This window comes from Arthrobacter sp. Soil761 (assembly GCF_001428325.1).
Classification (GTDB): Bacteria; Actinomycetota; Actinomycetes; order Actinomycetales; family Micrococcaceae; genus Arthrobacter.
In genome coordinates this window covers 80,847-99,001 of sequence record NZ_LMSF01000029.1, presented here as the reverse complement: position 1 = coordinate 99,001, position 18,155 = coordinate 80,847, and the positions used below count along the sequence as shown (strand labels likewise).

General features: G+C 65.2%; 13 protein-coding genes. 4 read left to right on the top strand and 9 right to left on the bottom strand.

Annotated features, from left to right (window positions below):
• Positions 1-111: 111 nt before the first annotated feature.
• Positions 112-834, bottom strand: a complete 723-nt coding sequence (locus ASG79_RS16840; protein ID WP_235509858.1) for a YesL family protein — start codon at positions 832-834, stop codon at positions 112-114.
• A 192-nt stretch (positions 835-1,026) separates the two neighbouring features.
• On the opposite strand from ASG79_RS16840, the gene ASG79_RS16835 reads away from it, so the two are divergent.
• The gene (locus ASG79_RS16835) at positions 1,027-2,235 is read left to right on the top strand and encodes a Gfo/Idh/MocA family protein (RefSeq protein WP_056392644.1); all 1,209 of its coding nucleotides are present in this window, start codon (positions 1,027-1,029) and stop codon (positions 2,233-2,235) included.
• 5 nt (positions 2,236-2,240) lie between these two features.
• Positions 2,241-5,504 carry a family 78 glycoside hydrolase catalytic domain gene (locus ASG79_RS16830; protein WP_082581798.1) on the top strand — a complete coding sequence of 1,088 codons (3,264 nt, stop codon included), beginning with the start codon at positions 2,241-2,243 and terminating at the stop codon, positions 5,502-5,504.
• On the opposite strand, the gene ASG79_RS16825 is transcribed toward ASG79_RS16830, so the two are convergent.
• Genes ASG79_RS16825 through ASG79_RS16805 form a run of 5 tightly spaced genes read right to left on the bottom strand, consistent with a single transcriptional unit; the run spans position 5,491 to position 10,630 of the window.
• Positions 5,491-6,771 (bottom strand): MFS transporter, encoded by a 1,281-nt coding sequence (locus ASG79_RS16825; RefSeq protein ID WP_056392640.1) that lies wholly within the window; start codon positions 6,769-6,771, stop codon positions 5,491-5,493. The genes ASG79_RS16830 and ASG79_RS16825 overlap by 14 nt on opposite strands.
• Before the next feature lie 2 nt (positions 6,772-6,773).
• The gene (locus ASG79_RS16820; RefSeq protein WP_018768922.1) at positions 6,774-7,409 is read right to left on the bottom strand and encodes a hypothetical protein; all 636 of its coding nucleotides are present in this window, start codon (positions 7,407-7,409) and stop codon (positions 6,774-6,776) included.
• An 18-nt stretch (positions 7,410-7,427) separates the two neighbouring features.
• Positions 7,428-8,345: a carbohydrate ABC transporter permease gene (locus ASG79_RS16815; RefSeq protein WP_056392638.1), complete on the bottom strand. Its 918-nt coding sequence runs from the start codon at positions 8,343-8,345 to the stop codon at positions 7,428-7,430.
• On the bottom strand, positions 8,342-9,295 hold the full coding sequence (locus tag ASG79_RS16810) for a carbohydrate ABC transporter permease (RefSeq protein WP_018768924.1): 954 nt from the start codon (positions 9,293-9,295) through the stop codon (positions 8,342-8,344). Before ASG79_RS16810 ends, ASG79_RS16815 begins: the two co-directional genes overlap by 4 nt.
• Positions 9,296-9,340: 45 nt before the next feature.
• Positions 9,341-10,630 (bottom strand): ABC transporter substrate-binding protein, encoded by a 1,290-nt coding sequence (locus tag ASG79_RS16805; RefSeq protein ID WP_056392636.1) that lies wholly within the window; start codon positions 10,628-10,630, stop codon positions 9,341-9,343.
• 198 nt (positions 10,631-10,828) lie between these two features.
• Between ASG79_RS16805 and ASG79_RS16800 the strand changes: the two genes are divergently transcribed.
• Positions 10,829-12,880 carry a beta-galactosidase gene (locus tag ASG79_RS16800; protein WP_056392634.1) on the top strand — a complete coding sequence of 684 codons (2,052 nt, stop codon included), beginning with the start codon at positions 10,829-10,831 and terminating at the stop codon, positions 12,878-12,880.
• 123 nt (positions 12,881-13,003) lie between these two features.
• On the opposite strand, the gene ASG79_RS16795 is transcribed toward ASG79_RS16800, so the two are convergent.
• The 3 genes from ASG79_RS16795 to ASG79_RS16785 form a co-directional block, all read right to left on the bottom strand.
• Entirely contained in the window at positions 13,004-14,362 is a 1,359-nt protein-coding gene (locus tag ASG79_RS16795) for an ABC transporter substrate-binding protein (RefSeq protein ID WP_056392632.1), read from the bottom strand.
• Between the two features lie 254 nt (positions 14,363-14,616).
• The gene (locus tag ASG79_RS16790) at positions 14,617-15,561 is read right to left on the bottom strand and encodes a carbohydrate ABC transporter permease (RefSeq protein ID WP_056392630.1); all 945 of its coding nucleotides are present in this window, start codon (positions 15,559-15,561) and stop codon (positions 14,617-14,619) included.
• Entirely contained in the window at positions 15,551-16,495 is a 945-nt protein-coding gene (locus ASG79_RS16785; protein ID WP_018761806.1) for a carbohydrate ABC transporter permease, read from the bottom strand. Before ASG79_RS16785 ends, ASG79_RS16790 begins: the two co-directional genes overlap by 11 nt.
• 371 nt (positions 16,496-16,866) lie before the next feature.
• Here ASG79_RS16785 and ASG79_RS16780 point away from each other — a divergent pair, with 371 nt between their 5' ends.
• Complete coding sequence (locus ASG79_RS16780; RefSeq protein WP_056392629.1) at positions 16,867-18,135, top strand: ABC transporter substrate-binding protein; 1,269 nt, start codon at positions 16,867-16,869, stop codon at positions 18,133-18,135.
• Positions 18,136-18,155 lie beyond the last annotated feature (20 nt).

Sequence of the window (18,155 nt, the reverse complement as noted above, 5' to 3'; positions counted from 1 at the left end):
CACTTCGTTGGGGTACTTGGGGGTTGTTCCGCCCCTTGTTGATACGTTTCAGTCACGCGTCCGGGCAGGTCTGGGCCACATCAATGCAAGCGGCCGGCTGCCCGGGGGAAGTCAGGCAGTCGAGGCCTGCTGGAGGGCTGGCGGGACGGCTGGTTCCGCCACAGCGGCTACGGCCTCGTCATTGGCGGTGAAGAAGCGGTCACACAACCAGCCGGTGAGGTAGAGCCAGACGCCGATACTGAAGAACGGGATCAGGCCCGGAAGGCTGCCGCTGGCATAAACCACCGCGGCCGAAACAAAGAGCAGGATCACCGTTCCCGCCAGGTGCCGCACCGCAAACCGGGAGGACACCAGCAGGTACTGCGCCATTGGGAGCTCATACCGCGCATACATGGGGAACACGTAGCAGGCGGCACCGGCCACGAAGATCGCCGCAACGAAAATGCCGGCCGCCATGAGCTGCGAAAAGAGGCCTGCGCCCCGGGAGAAGTAGTTCCAGTTCAGGACAAGCGCCGCTGCGATGGCCATGACCGGGAGTGAAAGCATGTTCGCCCTGGGGAAGCTCCGGAAGTATGCGGCGGTGAAGCCACGCAGCAGAGGAGCGGCGTCCCCAGCGGCCCGCTTGCGCACCGCAATCTGGGCGGCGGCAGTAGCCGGTCCAGCACCGAAGACCCCCAGACCCAGAACGGTGAAGGCGATCCACAGCAGATTGAGGCAGGCTATCCATACGAGCGTGTCAAAAAATGAGTAGGCGCGCGCACTCAAGGTTCCGGACAGCATGCCGCAATCCCCCTTCTCCATCGTTGCAGAGGCGAAGCGGAAAGTGGTCCGCATCACGCCAGTAATCGGTTCCTCGAAAATCTAGCCCTCCCTCCACACCCGGGTCAAGCGGAATTTTGAATCGTTACATAGCTGGACGGGGGACGCCTGCATACCGCACACTAAAAGGTGGAAAGCGCTTGCTGGACTGCTGCGCACCTCGATGCTGGTACCCGCAGGCCGGTGCCCGGGCAGAACGGAGAACCATTGGGAACAGCAACGGAAGCCGCCGGCGGCGGCGCCGGGACAGTCACCGCACCTGCTGCGGCAAGGATTGCCCTGGTGGGGGTGCACGGCTTTGGCACCCATCACCTTCGGAACCTCGAACGCCTCCAGGCGGCCGGGAGCGTTGAACTGGTGGCCGTGGCGGACCCGCAGCCGCCGGCACCCGGCGCCGTCCCGCCGTCGGCCGCTGTTTACCAGGGGCTCGATGACCTCCTCGAGGCGACCCGGGACCTGGACCTGATCATTGTGGCTACGCCCATCCAGACCCATGCCCCGCTGGCCCTGGCCGCCCTCTCAACGGACGCTGAGCTGTACCTGGAGAAGCCTCCCGTGGCCTCCCTCGTGGACTTCAACCGGCTGTGTTCGGCGGCATCGCAACCGCGCCGGGAGGTACAAATCGGCTTTCAAAGCCTCGGCTCGCACGCCCTGAAAGCCATCGAAGAACTGGTTGCCGCCGGAACCATCGGAACCCTGGAAGGCATCTCCGCCACCGGCCGCTGGGTGCGGGACAAGGCCTACTTCAAGCGCTCCCGCTGGGCGGGAAAACGGAGCATCAATGGGGTGGACGTGGTGGATGGTGTTGCCACCAATCCACTTGCGCACGCCGTGGCAACCGCGCTGCGGATTGCCGGGGCGCGCACCACCGCGGACCTCGCTTCCGTGGAGACCGACCTGTACCGTGCCAACGACATCGAGTCGGATGACACGTCCGTGATCCGGATCCGCACCGCTACGGGCCTGCCGATCACCTGCGCCCTGACCATCTGCGCGTCGGAATCCGTGGAGCCCTATGTCACCCTTCAGGGCTCGGCCGGCAGTGCGGTGTTCCACTACACCGAGGACCGGCTCACCATCGAGACGGCGTCCGGGCGCACGGAGGAGACCTACGGCCGCGACGACCTGACGGAGAACCTCCTGGCCCACCGGGCCCACGGCGTTCCGCTGATCAGCAGCCTGCTGGACAGCGGGGCGTTCATGCTGGTGCTTGAGGCCGTCAGGACAGCACCGCGTCCCGTTCCCATCGATCCAGCGCATGTCCGGTGGGAAGGCGAAGGCGATGCAGCCCATGCCGTGGTGGTTGGCATCGAGGACGCCCTGGAGCGCGCCGGCCGGCAGCATGCCACGTTCAGTGAGCTTGGCCTCCCCTGGGCTGCCGCCAAACCAACTTCCTTCGAAATCCCGGCCTCATGAGGGGCGTGGAGGAAGCCCCAGACCGCGAGGCCGCAGCGATTTCGGAAGACGCAGGGCAGCTCCACGCCATCAACCTCCTGACGGACGGGCTTGCCTCGTGCCTGACCGCCGCACTGTCACCTCAGTTCAGCTGGCAGCTGGGGCAGGACGACGACGGCGACCCCGCCCTTGCGCGGCAGACCGGCTACGAGCTTGAGGTCCAGGATGCCCCGGGCGCCGTGCTGTGGAACTCGGGGCAGGTGCCGGCCTCCTCCCAGCGTGGCGTTCCGTACGGCGGTTCCCGCCTTGACGAGGACAGCGACTACGCCTGGCGCGTGCGCATCCGGGACGCCACCGGTGTCCCCGGTCCCTGGTCCGCCCTCCAGCCCTTCAGCACCGGCCTCACGGACAGTTCGTGGCGGGCCGGCTGGATGGGACGGGCCCCGGGTGGACGGGCCCCGCTGGAAGTGCTCGACCACGCACTCCGGGTGGCAGGTTCCCCCTTCCTCCCTGTTCCCTGCCCTGCGCTGCCCAGCTTCCGGATTGACGCCCGAGTACGCCCCGTGATGGGCCGGGCCGGCCTGCTCCTGCGCAGCAGCGGCCCCGGCACCGGCCTGCTGCTGGAACTGGGCGCCACGGGGGAAGTGGTGCTCCGCCACGCCCCTGCATGGGAGATCCCCTCCCCCGCGGCTCCGGAGACGGAATTAATAGCCAGCGCCCAGGCCACCAACGCGGCGTCCGGCGCCTGGCGGAACCTTGCGGTCAGCGATGATGGCCGGATCATCCGCGTCGCCGTGGACGGCGCCGAACTGCTGGCGGTTGACGTCCCTGTTGACGAGGGCGGCGCAGCCATGCTTGCGCTGCACCAGGGCCCGCGGAGCCAGGCCGAGTACGCCTCCCTGCGCGTCGCCGGGACTGCCGGCGGACGCGAAAACCTGCTGCTGGACCACCGTTTCGACACGGACGCTGACCAGGCCCTGGCATGCCTGGCGCACTGGCCCCGAACCACCCTTCACCGCCAGCCGGATGAGTGGACCCTGTTCCGGACCACCTTCACACTCGGCGGGACCGTGCGGCGTGCCCGGCTCTACGCCGCAGCCCACCATCACGCCCAGTTCTCCGTGGCAGGAACGCACTGCCTCAGCACCACCTCGTTCGGCTACCCCGGCGAGGGCTATTACGACGCCGCCGACCTTACGGAGCTCCTCGCCGGACACCCCACGGACACGCCCGTGCCGGTGACGGCCCTGCTTCACTGGTACGGCCCGGGCCAAGGCCGCGCCGCCGGCATCCCCGGCCTCCTGGTCCGGCTCACCGTGGACTACGACGACGGGCGCCGGGAAATCCTTGCCTCGGGCCCTGGCTGGTCCGCCGGCGAGGCGCCGTACCGCCAGGCCGGCTACCGCAACGACGAGGGCGATCCCGTCGAGCACCTCGACGGACAGGCAGCCGCGTCCCTTGACGCGGCTTTTGACCTGCCGGCCGCCATCCCCATTGCCGGCCACCCGTCGTCGGACTTTCCCCGGCTGCACCCCCGCAGGACCTTCCTTGCCGGCGGGTTCGTGGCGCCACGGCAGTTCCTGACGGCCGACGACGGCACAATGGTTGCCGACTTTGGCCAGGTCATCGCCGCGCGGCCGGAGGTGGACTTCCTGGACGGGGTGCCCGGGCGCACCGTGATGCTCCGGGCCGGCTACGTCCTGCGCCCCGATGGCAGGCTGGACGCCGGGAAGACCGCCAGCCAGAACACCGACATGTCCTTCCCATACACCCAGGCTTCCGGGCCCCAGCAGTACCGGGCCTCAGTGCATCTGGGCTTCCGCTACCTGGAGCTTCCCGGCGTGGATGCCGCGGAAGTCTCACGCGTTGGCGCCGCCATCGTCCATGCCAGCCACCCCGCCGAGGGCAGCTTCAGCAGTTCGGACCCAACCCTGGACGCGGTGTTCGGCCTGCTCCGCGATTCTGCGCTGCATGGCATCCAGGAACAGTTCGTGGACACTCCCACCCGGGAAAAAGGCCAGTTCCTGGCCGACGCCGCGAACATTTCCTATGCCACCATGGCGCTGTTCGGCGAACACGCCTATACGGCGCAGGCGCTCCGGGAGTTCGCCTGGTCAGCCTGGCGCTACTGGCATGACGGGGAGGGGAAGGGGCGCTACAACGCTGTCTATCCCAACGGCGACGGGAAGCGCGACATCCCCGATTTTTCCCTGATGCTGCCGGAATGGGCGGAGGAGTACCACCTGCGCACGGGTGACCTTGCCCTGGTCCGGGAGTTGCTGCCGCACCTGCGCGACACGGCCGACTATGCGCTCCGGTACATTCCTGCGGAGGGCCCGACGGCGGGACTGGTCACCAGGCTGGGCGGCGGCTCCGGACCCTACCTGCACGGCATCGTCGACTGGCCGGCGCCCGGCCGGTTCGGCTACGACATGCACTGCGCGGCCAAAACCACCGTCAACGCCCAGGCCTACTCGGCCCTGGTGTCCACCGCCCGGCTCTGCGGCGCGGCCGGCGAACAGGACGCGGCGGCCCACTATGCCGGCATGGCCCGCACCCTGGCCGGCGCGATCCGCAGCCGGCTGCGCGTTGGCGGGGTGATGGTGGACGGGCTCCACGAGGACGGGACACCCAGTTCCCACGCTTCCCAGCACGCCACGTCCTTCCCGCTGTCGCTCGGCATCACTGACTCCGCCTATGCGGCTGCGGATGCCGCCCGGATTGCCGGAATGGGAATGCGGCAGGGACCCATGACGGTCCACCGACTGGTCCGCGCGCTGGTGGACCAGGGCATGACGGACGCCGTGCTGGACCTGCTCACCGGCAAGGGGCAGCCCGGCTGGGCACGGCTCCTGGACCGCGGGGCCACCTTCACGTGGGAGGCGTGGGACCTGGTTGACGGCAGCGACTACAGCCAGTCGCATGCCTGGTCCGCGTCCGTGCTCAAGGAGATCCTTGAGCACCTGCTCGGCATCCGGTACGCCGTGGCCGGCGGCACCGAAGTAGTGGTCGAACCACCGCTCTGCCGGCTGGAGCATGCCCGCGGCAGCGTCCCTACCTGCAACGGATACGTTCAGGCCGGCTGGCACCGGCGCGGCGGCCTGGTGGAACTGGAATGCACCATTCCACCCGGAACCACGGCAATCGTCCGGCTGCCCGACGGCGCCTACGGGGTGAAGGGGCCCTCCGCGGATGCCGTCGTCGTACCTTCCGTCCCGTTGCGCGCAGCGGCCGGCGCCGCCAGGGAATTCCGCGTGCACACCGGCACCTGGACGTTTACGGCCCGGTAGTTGCCACGGGAGGACGGGTGCGCCGCCCGTGCCGCCAGAGCAGGAAGCCGATGACCACGGCGGACAGCATGCCCAGGCAGCCGGTGACCACCAGCCCGGCCCGGACACCGAACTGCTCGGTCAGCCAGCCGGCCAGGAGGCCGCCGCAGGCATGGCCGCCCAGCAGGAGCGGCAAATACAGGGCCATCACCCGGCCGCGGATAGCGGGACCGGCTTCGAGCTGGACGGCCGTGGCGGCGGAGGTCAGGAACAGCAGCGTCATCACACCCACCACCAGCAGCATCGCCACGAACAGCACCAGGGTGGGCATGAGCGCGGCCACCAGCTGGGACAACCCGAAGAGGGCCGCCGCGGCCACGATGCCCTTTCGGCCCATGCTGCCCAGCCGTGCCGCCAGGAGTGCGCCTGCCAGTGCGCCCAAGGCGCTGACCGTGTTGAACAAGCCAAAGCCTTCCACCCCGTTGTGCCACACCCGCTCGGCAAAGGCGGCAAGGACCACCGGCCCGTTCATGCCAAAGGCGCCCAGCAGCCCGGCCAACACAATAAGGAGCAGCAGGCGCGGCCTCTCCCGGACATACCGGAAGCCGGCAAGGACCTGGCCCCGGCCCCTTTCGGCCGGTGCGCCGGGGTGCAGTTCGTGCAACCGGATGCCGGCAATCAGGCCGAGCACCACAACCCCGATCAACGCATTCAAAGCGAACGCGGCCGCCGGTCCTGCCTGCGCAATCACGATGCCGCCCAGCGCAGGCCCGGCCATGGCGCCCAGTTGGGACAGGGCGTTGTTGAGTCCGATCGCCGGGCGCAGGGCGGCATCGCCCACCACTTCATTGACGAAGACCTGGCGGGTGGGCTGGTCCACTGCGGCGGTGACGCCCAGGGCGATACAGCTGCCGTAGACCACCCAGACGGTCAGGGTGCCGCTTGCCGCCCATGCCGCCAGCCCAAGGCCCAGGAGCACGATGACGGACTGGCACACCATCATGATCCGGCGCTTGGGGAAGAGGTCCACCACCAGTCCGGCCAGCGGGCCCACCACCAGCATGGGCAGGAACTGCAGGGCGACGGCGGCCCCCACCGCCGCGGGGCTTCCGGTCAGCTGCAGCACCAGCCAGTCCTGCGCCAGCCGCTGCATCCACACGCCAAGGCTCCCGGCCAGCTGCATGGCCAGGAACAGACGGTAATTGTGTTGGCTGAGGGGGTGGTACCAGCGGGCCCGGGTGGTACCGGGACTGGCGGCGGGTTCGGAACGGGTTCGTCGGGAAGCCACAGCTACCGGAGGGTGCGGTGGGAACGGAGTTTGACTGCGGCCGCGGCGAGGATCAGGGTGCCGGGGACTACCACGAAGAGCGCCGCGAGCATCCAGACGAACACCACGGCGCAGAACAGCGCGGCCGCGAGGAGCAGCGAACCGGTCCAGTCGCGCAGGGAGATGTCCTTGCCGGTACGGAGGGCCTGGTGCCACATGTTGTTGCCGGTGGCGCCGGTGGGCTGTCCGTCGGACCAGGCGGAGGCGGTGCGGAGCAGCACGATCGCCGCCCCGGCCGCCAGGACCAGGGTGGCAGGCAGCACCACACCACGGCCGGGAAGCTGCCCCACCCAGGCCAGCAGGAGGTTGAGGACAATCACGACGGCGGCAGCCGCCGTCGTGAGGCCCAGCTTCCAGCTGCCCGGCAGGGCCTCCTTGAAGAGGCTCCAGAGTCCGCGGACCGAATCATCCCGGCCCGCCAGGTGGCGTTTCAGGTGGGCGATGCCGGCGGCGTAGGCGGCGGGGATAGTGACCAGCGGGATGGACAGCACCAGCACCAGCAGTCCTGCCAGGAGGGTTTCGGAGAACAGGGCAAACCTGTTCACCGGGATGGGCTCGTGCTGGTGGGCTGCCGGTGTGGTGCTGTCCATGATGCTCATTTTTCTCTCCGTTGACCGTTAGCCCTTGAGGCCCTGGGTGGAAACGCCTTCGACGATGTACCGCTGGAAGATCAGGAAGAAGATCAGCACGGGGAGCAGGGCCAGGACGGACATGGCGATCATGGCGCCGTAGTCCGAAGACTGGGTTTGGTCCACGAAGAGGCGCAGGGCCAGGGGCAGCGGGTATTTGTCGGGGGTGTTCAAGTAGAGCAGCGGGCCCAGGAAGTCGTTCCAGCTCCAGATGAAGGAGAAGATCGAGGTGGAGATCAGGGCCGGTTTCATCAGGGGCAGCATGATGGAGGTGAAGATCCGGACGTGCCCTGCGCCGTCGATGCGGGCTGCTTCGTCGAGTTCGGCGGGAAGGTTTCGCATGAACTGGACCATGAGGAACACGAAGAACGCGTCTCCGGCGAGGAACTTGCCGATGAGCAGGGGAACGTAGGTGTCCACCAGTCCGAGCTGCTGGAAGATGATGTACTGCGGGATGATCACCACGTGGAACGGCAGCAGCAAGGTGGCGATCATCATGCCGAAGAACACGCTGCGGCCGGGGAACTTGATCCGGGCGAAGGCGTAGGCGGACACGCTCGCTGAGAGGATGGTGCCCACGACGGCGCCGACGGCCAGGATCAGCGAGTTGGTGAAGAACTGCAGGGTGGAGACCCCGCCGATGCCGTCCATCGCGGTGGCGAAGTTGTCAAGGCTGAAGTTGTTGGACCACAGCGAGGTGTTCTGGCCGCCGATTTCCGAGTTGGGTTTGAACGCGGAGGCGATCATCCACAGGGCCGGGTAGAGCACCACGCAGGTCAGCACGAGCGCTGCGGCGTGGAAGATGGTGCTCTTGGCGCGTTTTGCGCTGCTGGATTCGGATTTCGGGTTGTAGGCCGGGGCGGTGGCGCCCGGGGCCGGCTGGACGGGGGTTGCCGTGGTTGTCATTTTGCATCACCGCTGTAGTGGACCCAGGACTTGGACGTGCGGAAGAAGATCAGGGTGATGATGCCTACCACGATCACCAGCAACCATGCCATGGCTGAGGCGTAGCCCATCCGGAAGTCGCTGAAGCCCCGCAGGTACAGGTAGAGGGTGTAGAAGAGGGTGGATCCGGCGGGGCCGCCTTCACCGTTGGAAATGATGTACGCCGACGCGAAGATCTGGAACGCGTGGATGGTTTCCATCAGGAGGTTGAAGAAGATCACCGGGGAGAGCATGGGCCAGGTGATGTTGAAGAACTTCCGCACCGGACCGGCACCGTCCATCGATGCTGCTTCGTAGAGTTCGCCCGGAATCTGCTTCAGGCCGGCCAGGAAGATCACCATCGGGGCGCCGAACTGCCACACGGTCAGCAGGATCATCATGGGCATGGTCATGGACGGATTCCCCACCCAGCCGCCGATGTTGATCCCGAAGAAGGACAGGCCCTGGTCAACGGGTCCGGAATCGCCGAACATGGCCTTCCAGACGATCGCGATGGACACCGAGGCCCCAATCAGGGACGGGGCGTAGAAAGCCGACCGGTAGAAGCCCTGGCCGCGGCGCTTGCTGTTCAGCAGCATCGCCACCGCCAAGGCCGCGGCGAGCTTGAGCGGGGTGCCGAAGACCACGTAGGACAGGGTCACGCCCACGGACTGCAGGAACCGCTCGTCCTGGAAGAGGGTGGCGTAGTTGTCGAAGCCGATCCACTTGGGCGGCTCGAACAGGTTGTAGTTGGTGAACGACAGGTACAGCGAGGAGATCATCGGCCCGACCGTCAGGGCGATGAAACCCAGCAGCCAGGGCAGCAGGAAGGTGTAACCGGCGCGGGCATCCGCCCCGCGCTGCCGCGACTTGCGCGGCAGCGCGGTACCGGAGTGCCCCTGGCGCCTGCTCAGGGTTGGGCTTTGAGTCACGAGTTCAATCCGTCAGTCGTGAACACTCGATCGGCACTGGCCGGATCAGGCATTCTGCTTGATGAGGTCTTCGGCTTCCTTGAACCACGCGTCGACGGCACCGTCAACGGTGAGCTTGCCGTAGTTGAGGTCGGAGGCGATCCGGCCGAACGACGCTTCGAGCGTGCCGAAACCGACGATGGGCGGCTCGGGTGCGTCCTTGAGGTACTGCTCGATGGACTTCTCGTAATCAACCACCAGCTTGTCGGCGCCATCGAACGTGGTGCCGTCGCGCTGGGTCTTGGAGGCCGGAACGCCGCGGGAGGTCTTGAAGATCTGGCCCACCTCGGGGTCGTTGACCATGAAATCGATGAAGCGTGCGGCAGCGTCCTTGAACTTGGTCTTGGCGCTGGCCACCATCAGCATGGACGGCTTCAGGAACAGGCCCAGGTTGTTCGGGTCGTCCGAGGGTACCGGTACCAGCTTGAGTTGCTTGGCACCGCTGTCGGCCAGGTATCCGGCCATGAAGTTGTCCCAGGTAACCTCGGCGGCACTGACGTTGGAGCCGAACGGCGACTTGGGCTTGAGCTGGGTTACCCGGTCTTCCGGCACGAGGGCCTGGGTGCCGCGCAGCTTCGAGTTGAGGTTCCACCAGGTCTTCAGGTCGTCCTTGCTGAATCCCAGCTTCCCGTCGCTGGTGAAAGCCTGGATGTTCTTCTGCCGGAGCCAAATGTTGAACTGCCACCACACGCCGGTGAAGTCCGTGGAGCCGTACAGGGTGCCGTTGCCTTTGTCCCCAACTTCCTTCAGGAATGCCTGGAATTCGGACCAGGTCCACTTACCGGTGGGTTCGGCGATGCCCAGGGAGGCCAGCTTGGCGGGATCGTAGTAGACCGCGAAGGCGTTGGTGCTGGTGGGGATGCCGTAGGTCTTGCCCTTGATCTGGCCGGACGGCAGGAGTGATTTCTCGAACGCGGAGGTATCGATCTTCACTGTGCCCAGGTCCAGGAGCTGGTTGCGCTGGCCGTAATCGCGCAGGTAGGACAGGTCCCACTGCATCACGTCAGGCAGGCCACCGCCTGCCGCTTCGGTGGCGCGCTTCTGCCAGTAGCCGGCAAAGTCCGTGAAGTTGCCGTTGACCTTGATGTCCGGGTTCTTCGACTCGAACAGGGCGATGGCTTTGCGGGTCCGCTCGGCGCGGTCGTCGTTGCCCCACCAGGTGTAGTTGATGGTCACGGGTTTTTCAGCGGATCCGGTCTGGCCGGACGAGCTGCCTCCGTTCCCACAGGCTGCCAGGGCTGCGGCAGATGCGGTGCCGATGGCCACGGTTGTGAGGAAATGCCTTCTGTTGATCACGGGAGCCTCCTTGCTCTACGGGTGCCTGGCCTGGCTCGGTCTACAACGTAAGTAGTGAGCTGGCTAACATGGCGTCTGAAACGATACAATAGCTGCATTAGGATCAATGGGCAAGCGTTTTCCAGGCCCTCAGGCAAGCGTTTTCCAAGAAAGCGTTTCCTTACTGTAAGGCAGCACCTCAGTCGACAAAGGAGTCCCATGACACAGCAGGAAAGCACCCGCCCGTCCAAAGTTTGGAGCAACGTCGGGGGCATCGCATTCGGGGGCGACTACAACCCCGAGCAATGGCCCGCGGGTGTCCGGCTGGAGGATCTGGAACTCATGCAGGAAGCGGGCGTGAATTTCCTCAGCGTCGGCATCTTCTCCTGGGCCCTGCTGGAACCCGCGGAAGGGCACTACGAGTTCGGCTGGCTGGACGAAGTCATGGACAACCTCGCCGGGGTCGGCGTTAAAGTGGCCCTGGCCACCGCCACCGCCGCGCCTCCCGCCTGGCTGGTCCGCAAACACCCGGAAATCCTGCCGGTAACGGCTGACGGGACCGTGCTGGGACCAGGCTCACGGCGGCACTACACGCCGTCGTCGGCCGTGTACCGCCGCTACGCCGCCGGGATCACGCGCGCACTCGCCGAACGGTACAAGAACCACCCCGCGCTGGCGCTGTGGCACGTTGACAACGAACTGGGCTGCCACGTCTCGGAGTTCTACGGGGAAGAGGACGCAGCCGCCTTCCGCGCCTGGCTCGAACGCCGGTACGGGAGCATCGATACCTTGAACGCCTCCTGGGGCACGGCATTCTGGTCCCAGAACTACGGCTCCTTCGACGAAATCCTGCCGCCCGCCGTCGCCCCGTCCACCCTGAACCCGGGCCAGCAACTGGATTTCCAGCGGTTCAACTCGTGGGCGCTGATGGACTACTACCGGGACCTGGTGGCCGTCCTTCGCGAGGTGACCCCGGACATCCCCTGCACCACCAACCTGATGGCCTCAAGTGCCACCAAATCCATGGACTACTTCAGCTGGGCCAAAGACCTGGACGTCATCGCCAACGACCACTACCTTGTGGCCGCGGACCCGGAACGCCACCTGGAACTCGCGTTCAGCGCGGACCTCACCCGTGGTATCTCGGGGGGCGACCCGTGGATCCTGATGGAGCATTCGACGTCGGCCGTTAACTGGCAGCCGCGCAACCAGCCCAAGATGCCCGGCGAGATGCTGCGCAATTCACTGTCGCACGTGGCACGCGGGGCCGACGCCGTGATGTTCTTCCAGTGGCGGCAGAGCTATGTGGGCTCCGAGAAATTCCATTCAGCGATGGTCCCGCACGGCGGACGGGACACGCGGGTGTGGCGTGAGGTGGTGGAGCTCGGTGCGGCACTGAAACGCCTCGAACCCGTGCGCGGTTCGCGGGTCCAGTCGCGTACCGCCATTGTGTTCGACTACGAGGCCTGGTGGGCCACTGAGATCGACTCCAAGCCGAGCGTCGACGTGAAGTACCTGGACCTGCTGCGGGCGTTCCACCGGTCGTTGGTCCTGCGCGGAGTCTCCGTGGACCTGGTGCATCCGTCAACGTCACTGCAAGGCTACGACCTGGTGCTGGTGTGCACGCTGTACGCCGTGTCCGATGAGTCCGCTGACAATGTCGCCGCTGCGGCCGACTCCGGCGCAACGGTGCTGGTCAGCTACTTCAGCGGGATCGTGGACATGCAGGACCATGTGCGGCTGGGCGGCTATCCGGGCGCCTTCCGTGAGCTCCTGGGCGTAAGGGTGGAGGAGTTCCATCCGCTGCTGGCCGGGGCGCAGCTGAAGCTGGGCGACGGCACTGTGTCATCCGTCTGGAGCGAACACCTGCACCTTGCCGGCGCCGAGGCCATCCAGACCTTCACCGAATACCCGCTGGAGGGCGTCCCTTCCCTCACCCGCCGGCCCGTGGGTTCCGGGGCTGCCTGGTACTTGGCCACGTTCCCCGATGCCGACGGGATTGAGGCCCTGGTTGACAAACTGCTGGCCGAATCAGGCGTATCCCCCGTTGCCACTGCCGATCCCGGGGTGGAAGTGGTGCGACGCCGGTCCGCCGACGGGCGCAGCTTCCTCTTCGCGATCAACCACACGCGGGCGGATGCCGCCGTCACAGCCGCCGGTGTGGACCTGCTGACCGGTGAGCAGTTTCCGGGTACAGTTCCTGCCGGCGGCGTCGCAGTGGTGGCTGAAAGCCAGGCGCAGCAAGCCGGCAGCCGTACAACTGCGCTTTAAACAACTCCGCCCCGGAAAGGAACCATCGGTTCCCGCCGGGGCGGAGCTGCCACCCGCCGTCGGACATCCGGGTGGGGAGGCACCCACCCATGTTGTCCGGAGCCGTGTTGGCGGTGTGGAGTCCTACTTGCTGATGGCCGACTTCATCTCGTCGGTGGCCTTCTTGCCGGCATCATCCGGGGACAAGCGCTCGAAGAGGACCTCAGAGGTGTAACGCTTGATGATCTCCTGGATGGCACCGGCTCCCTTCGGCGGCGGCGCCGGCGCCTCGCCGAGCTCGTCTTTGATCTGGTCGATGAACTTGACCACCTTGACATCGGCCGGGGTGAGTTTCGGCTGGATCGCGGCCCGCACGTCGGAGTTGGGGTAGACACCCCGGTCAGCGAGGAGGGCCTCGCCGGCTTTGACATTGTTGGTCAGGAAGTTGATGAACTTGGCCGTTTCCTGCGGGTGCTTGGTGCGCGAGGAAGCTGACCAGAACTGCGACGCTTTGTACCAGAGGCCTGCATCAGCGGCAGAGCCGGTCTTGGTGGGGAACCGCAGGATCTTCAGGTCCCCGCCGCTTGCCTTTTCCAGGGCCGGCGCCTGGTTGGACCACCAGAAGGCCATGCCGTTCTTGCCTGTTGCCAATCCGCTCTGGTCAAGCGGGGCAGCCTCGGCTTCCACTACCTCGGACGCGGATGGGACTGCTTTCTTCTGGCTCAGCTGCTTCAGGAATGCCCACCACTCGGCGATATCGCTCGGCTCGAAGCCCAGCTTTCCATCGGAGGTATACAGGGATTTGCCGTTCTGCCGAAGCCAGACACCCAGGGACGCCTCGTCAGTTCCATAGGCTGCAGCGCCGTAGGTCCCCTTGGGCGACTTGGCGGTGATCTCAGCGGCAATGCGGCCAAAGTCGTCCCAGGTCCACTTGCTATCGTCCGGGAGCGGAACCCCGGCCGCCTGGAAGACGGCAGGATTGGCCAGGATGGTGGCCGCGTTAATGCCGGCGGCAATCCCCGTCAGCCCCTTCTCGCCCTTGCCTGCGTTGAGTGCTGCCTCGTCCAGCTTGGAGGTGTCGATGTCGTACTTGGACAGGTCAAGAAGGGCGCCGCGGCTGGAGTACTCCGTGATGTACTTCTCGTCCATCTGAATGATGTCCGGGGCATCGTTGGCTGCCACCTGCGTGGCCAACTTGTCCCAGTAGCCGCTCCAGTCCCCAAACTCCGGCTTGATCTTGATCTTGGGATTTTCGGCTTCGAACTGCTTGATGGCTTCCTGCGTCAGTTGGGCGCGTTTGTCGCCGCCCCACCAGGAGAAGCGAAGCTCAACGGTTCCGTCAGCGTTCTGCGGAGCGGCTCCCGCGCCGCAGGCGCTGAGGGCAAGGACGGCGGCGACGGCAGCGGCGACCGCACCTGCTGTACGGGTTCGGCGCAATGGGCGTGAAGGTGGTACCCCTGCCGGCTGCTTGGCAGCGGATGCAGGACGGGGAAATAGCGGCACTGTGTAACTCCGATCTTCTTTGATCCAGGTGCGGTGATGTTGGGGCTGGCCGGTGGCATGGCCGTCGAGGTTTCGAAGGCCGGCCACAGTCCGCGAAAGCGCTTTCTGTACCTAATGCTACAAGTTCATTACTTGTATTACAAGATGCGAACGAAATGCGCCCGTCCCGTGACACACGAACGGCCCGTCGCTGGCGACGGGCCGTTCGAACAGATAGTGCAGGGTGGTACCGCGGCGACGGGCGAGGCCTGCCGTTATTTGATTCCGGTGGTGGCGATGCCCTTGATGAGGAACCGCTGACCGAAGAGGAAGACCAGGAAAACCGGCAGCAGGGACACGATGGACATGGCAAACAGGGAGCCCCAGCTCGTGGCCGACTGCGAATCCACGAAGGCCCGCAGGGCCACCGGAACCGTGAACATGTCCGGGTCCGTGAGGTAGATCAGGGCGCCGAAGAAGTCGTTCCAGGTCCAGATGAAGGTGAAAATGGTGGTGGTGGCCAGGGCCGGCACCATCAGCGGCAGAATCACGCGAAGGAAGATGCGCGGGTGGCCGGCTCCATCGATTCTGGCGGCCTCGTCAAGCTCCTTGGGGATGCCGCGGATGAACTGCACCATGAGGAAGACGAAGAACGCATCCGTGGCGAGCAGTTTGGGGACGATCAGCGGCCAGAAGGTGTTCACCCAGCCGATCTGCGAAAACAGGATGTACTGCGGAACGATCACCACGTGGAACGGGAGCATGATGGTCAGCAGCATGATGCCGAAGAACAGCTTCTTGGCGGTGAACTGCAGGCGGGCGAACGCGTAGGCAGCCATCGAGCATGAGACCAGGTTGCCCAGGATCGATCCAATCACCACGATCGCGGAGTTGATCATGTAGTGGCCGAACGGATGGGTCAGGGCCGACCATCCGGACGTGTAGTTGCTCATTTCCAGGCCGTTCAGCCACAGGCCCGGTTCACGGAAGATCATCTCGTTCGGGCGCAGCGAGGACACCACCATCCACAGCAGCGGGTAGATCATCAGCGTGCCGGCGAGGATCAGAATGCCGTGCTTCATCAGCGATTTGCTGCGCTGGGCACGGCTGAAGGCCAGGGTTCCCCGGGACTCGCGGACCCTGGGCTTGCGGTTCGTAGGCTTGCCGGCGCCCCCGGACTTCTTCTCCGGGGTGGGCAGCGTCTCAAGCTTAGTCGTCATAGAAAACCCAATACTTAGAAGCGATGAAGTTGATGGCGGTGAAAACGCCGATGATAAGCAGCAGCACCCACGCCATGGCTGAGGCGTAGCCCATGTCGAACTGGCCGAAGCCCTTTTGGTAGAGGTACAGGGTGAAGAACATCGTCGAGTCGGAAGGTCCGCCGTTGCCGCCGGAGACGATGAACGCCTGGGTGAAGGACTGGAACGAACCGATGATCTGCAGCACCAGGTTGAAGAAGATAATCGGGCTCAGCATCGGCATGGTGATCCGCCAGAACTGCTGCAGCGTGGTGGCACCATCCACCCTGGCCGCCTCATAGTACATATTTGGGATCTGTCGCAGCCCCGCGAGGAAGATGATCATGGGAGCGCCAAAGGTCCAGACGTGCAGCAGGATGATGGATCCCAGGGCGGTGCTGGGATCCGAGATCCAGCCGGGACCCTGGATCCCGAACATGGCCAGCACCTGGTTGACCAAGCCCGTGGTACCGAAGATCTGCTTCCACAGGATGGCGACGGCCACCGAACCGCCCAGCAACGACGGAAGGTAGAACACCGAGCGGTAGAACGGAAGGCCGCGGAGCCCCTTATCCAGGACGAGCGCGATCAGCAGTGCAACAGCCAGCTGCAGTGGAACACCCACCAGGACGTACGTGAACGTAACCCGCAACGAGTTGTGCAGCCGGGCATCGCTGAGCATCCTGGTGAAGTTGTCCAGCCCCGTCCATTCAGGCGGCTGCAGCAGGTTGTAGTCCGTAAAGGACAGGTAGAGGGACATCAACATGGGGCCGATGGTGATGGCCACCAGGCCCACCAGCCACGGGAGCAGGAAGATGTAGGCGGCCTTGTTGTCCCGCCTGTTGGCCTTCTTCTCCTCAGCGGTGGCTTTGCCCTTCCGCCGGCTCAGCGAAGACAGTTCGCTGATGGCGCTCACGGTTGCTGCTCCGTCACGGACAGCAGGCACGCTGCGGCCGGCAACTGGGCCGGACGGCGCGTCCTGGGAATATGTTTTGCGGCCATGTGGTCTCCTTCGGTCATCGTGGCCTCCACGTTTCGGTCATCGCCAGGCGATGGGGGATCGGGACTCCCTTTGCGTGCCCGCTGCATGCCCGCCAGGGCTGGAGCGGTTCCGCCCGCCGGGAGCGTCGTTTTAGAAAGCGGCTCCGTACCAAAGTAAACGGTTTCTTGACTCCTGTACAGCCCTTTGTTAGTTTTTGAGAAAACGTTTTCTGTTACATGTGGCAGGGGGACGTGACTACCAAATATGAGGGGACAACAATGAGGTTTGGTCTCAGGAAACCGGTAATGGGAATCACCGGCGCCGCCGCCGCACTGGCTATGGTTCTTACCGGCTGCGGCAACAGCCCGCAGGCCGGGAAAGTAGGGACTGCGGAGGATCCCGTCACGATCCGGTTCGCATGGTGGGGCAACGACTCCAGGGCAAAGACCACCATGGAGGTCATCAAAGCCTTCGAAGCCGCCAACCCCACCATCAAGGTCCAGGGCGAGAACACCGAATTCAGTTCCTACTGGGACAAGATGGCCACCCAGATCGCCGGCGGAACCACCCCGGACGTGATCGCCATGAGCGGCGCCTACCCCAGCGAATACTCCAGCCGCGGCGTCCTCCTGGACCTCGACAAGGTCAAGGACCAGATCGACACCTCGAAGTTCGCCGACGGGACCGTTGACCTGGGCAAGATCAACGGAAAGCAGTACACCATTACGGCGGGCGTCAACTCCATGTCCATGGTCCTGGACCCCAAGGTCTTCGAGGCCGCCGGGGTGCCGCTGCCGGACGACGAAACCTGGACCTGGGACGACTACGCGCGGATCGCCGCGGAAATCACCAAAAAGTCGCCCGCCGGCACCTTCGGCACGACCCCCATGGCCAACGACTCCTTCCTTGCCGTCTGGGCGCGCCAGAATGGCCAGGAGCTCTACACGGACGACGGCAAGAAAATGGGCATCAGCGAGGACACGCTCGCCAAGTGGTTTGAGCTCAACAAGAAGCTGATGGAAACCGGAGGTGCCCCCTCCGCGTCCCAGACCGTTGAGGACGGTTCCGCGCAGCCGGAACTGACGCTGATGGGACAGGGGAAACAAGGCATGAAGATTTCCTGGAGCAACCAGATGACGTCCTACTCGGGTGCACCCCTGGTCATGGCCAAGCTGCCGGGTGAGAGCAAACAGCCCGGCGCCTGGCTGCGGTCCTCGATGGAATACGCCATCTCGTCCAAGTCCGCGCAGCCCAAGGAAGCGGCCCTTTTCATCAACTACCTGGTCAACAACATGGATGCAGCGTCCAAGATCAAGAGCGACCGGGGCATGCCTGCCAACACCGAACTGAAGGCGGTCATCACTCCACTGCTGAAGGAAACACAGCAGAAGGAGGCAGCGTACCTGGACCGCATCGCCGCCCTGAAGGTCGAGGCCCCCAAGCCCTTCCCTGCGGGATCGTCCGCAAGCCTGGAAGTTTTGAACCGTTACAACACGGATGTACTCTTCGGGAAGATCTCCCCAAGGGACGCAGCCAAGGGCATGATCTCCGAGGTTAATCAGAACCTCGCGTGAACCGGACCGACCGCGCTGTA

Excerpts from the sequence above, each read along its gene's own strand:
- ASG79_RS16840 (WP_235509858.1), bottom strand. The coding sequence starts at position 834 with ATGCGGACCACTTTCCGCTTCGCCTCTGCAACGATGGAGAAGGGGGAT.
- ASG79_RS16820 (WP_018768922.1), bottom strand. The coding sequence starts at position 7,409 with ATGAGCATCATGGACAGCACCACACCGGCAGCCCACCAGCACGAGCCC.
- ASG79_RS16815 (WP_056392638.1), bottom strand. The coding sequence starts at position 8,345 with ATGACAACCACGGCAACCCCCGTCCAGCCGGCCCCGGGCGCCACCGCC.
- ASG79_RS16800 (WP_056392634.1), top strand. The coding sequence starts at position 10,829 with ATGACACAGCAGGAAAGCACCCGCCCGTCCAAAGTTTGGAGCAACGTC.
- ASG79_RS16790 (WP_056392630.1), bottom strand. The coding sequence starts at position 15,561 with ATGACGACTAAGCTTGAGACGCTGCCCACCCCGGAGAAGAAGTCCGGG.
- ASG79_RS16780 (WP_056392629.1), top strand. The coding sequence starts at position 16,867 with ATGGGAATCACCGGCGCCGCCGCCGCACTGGCTATGGTTCTTACCGGC.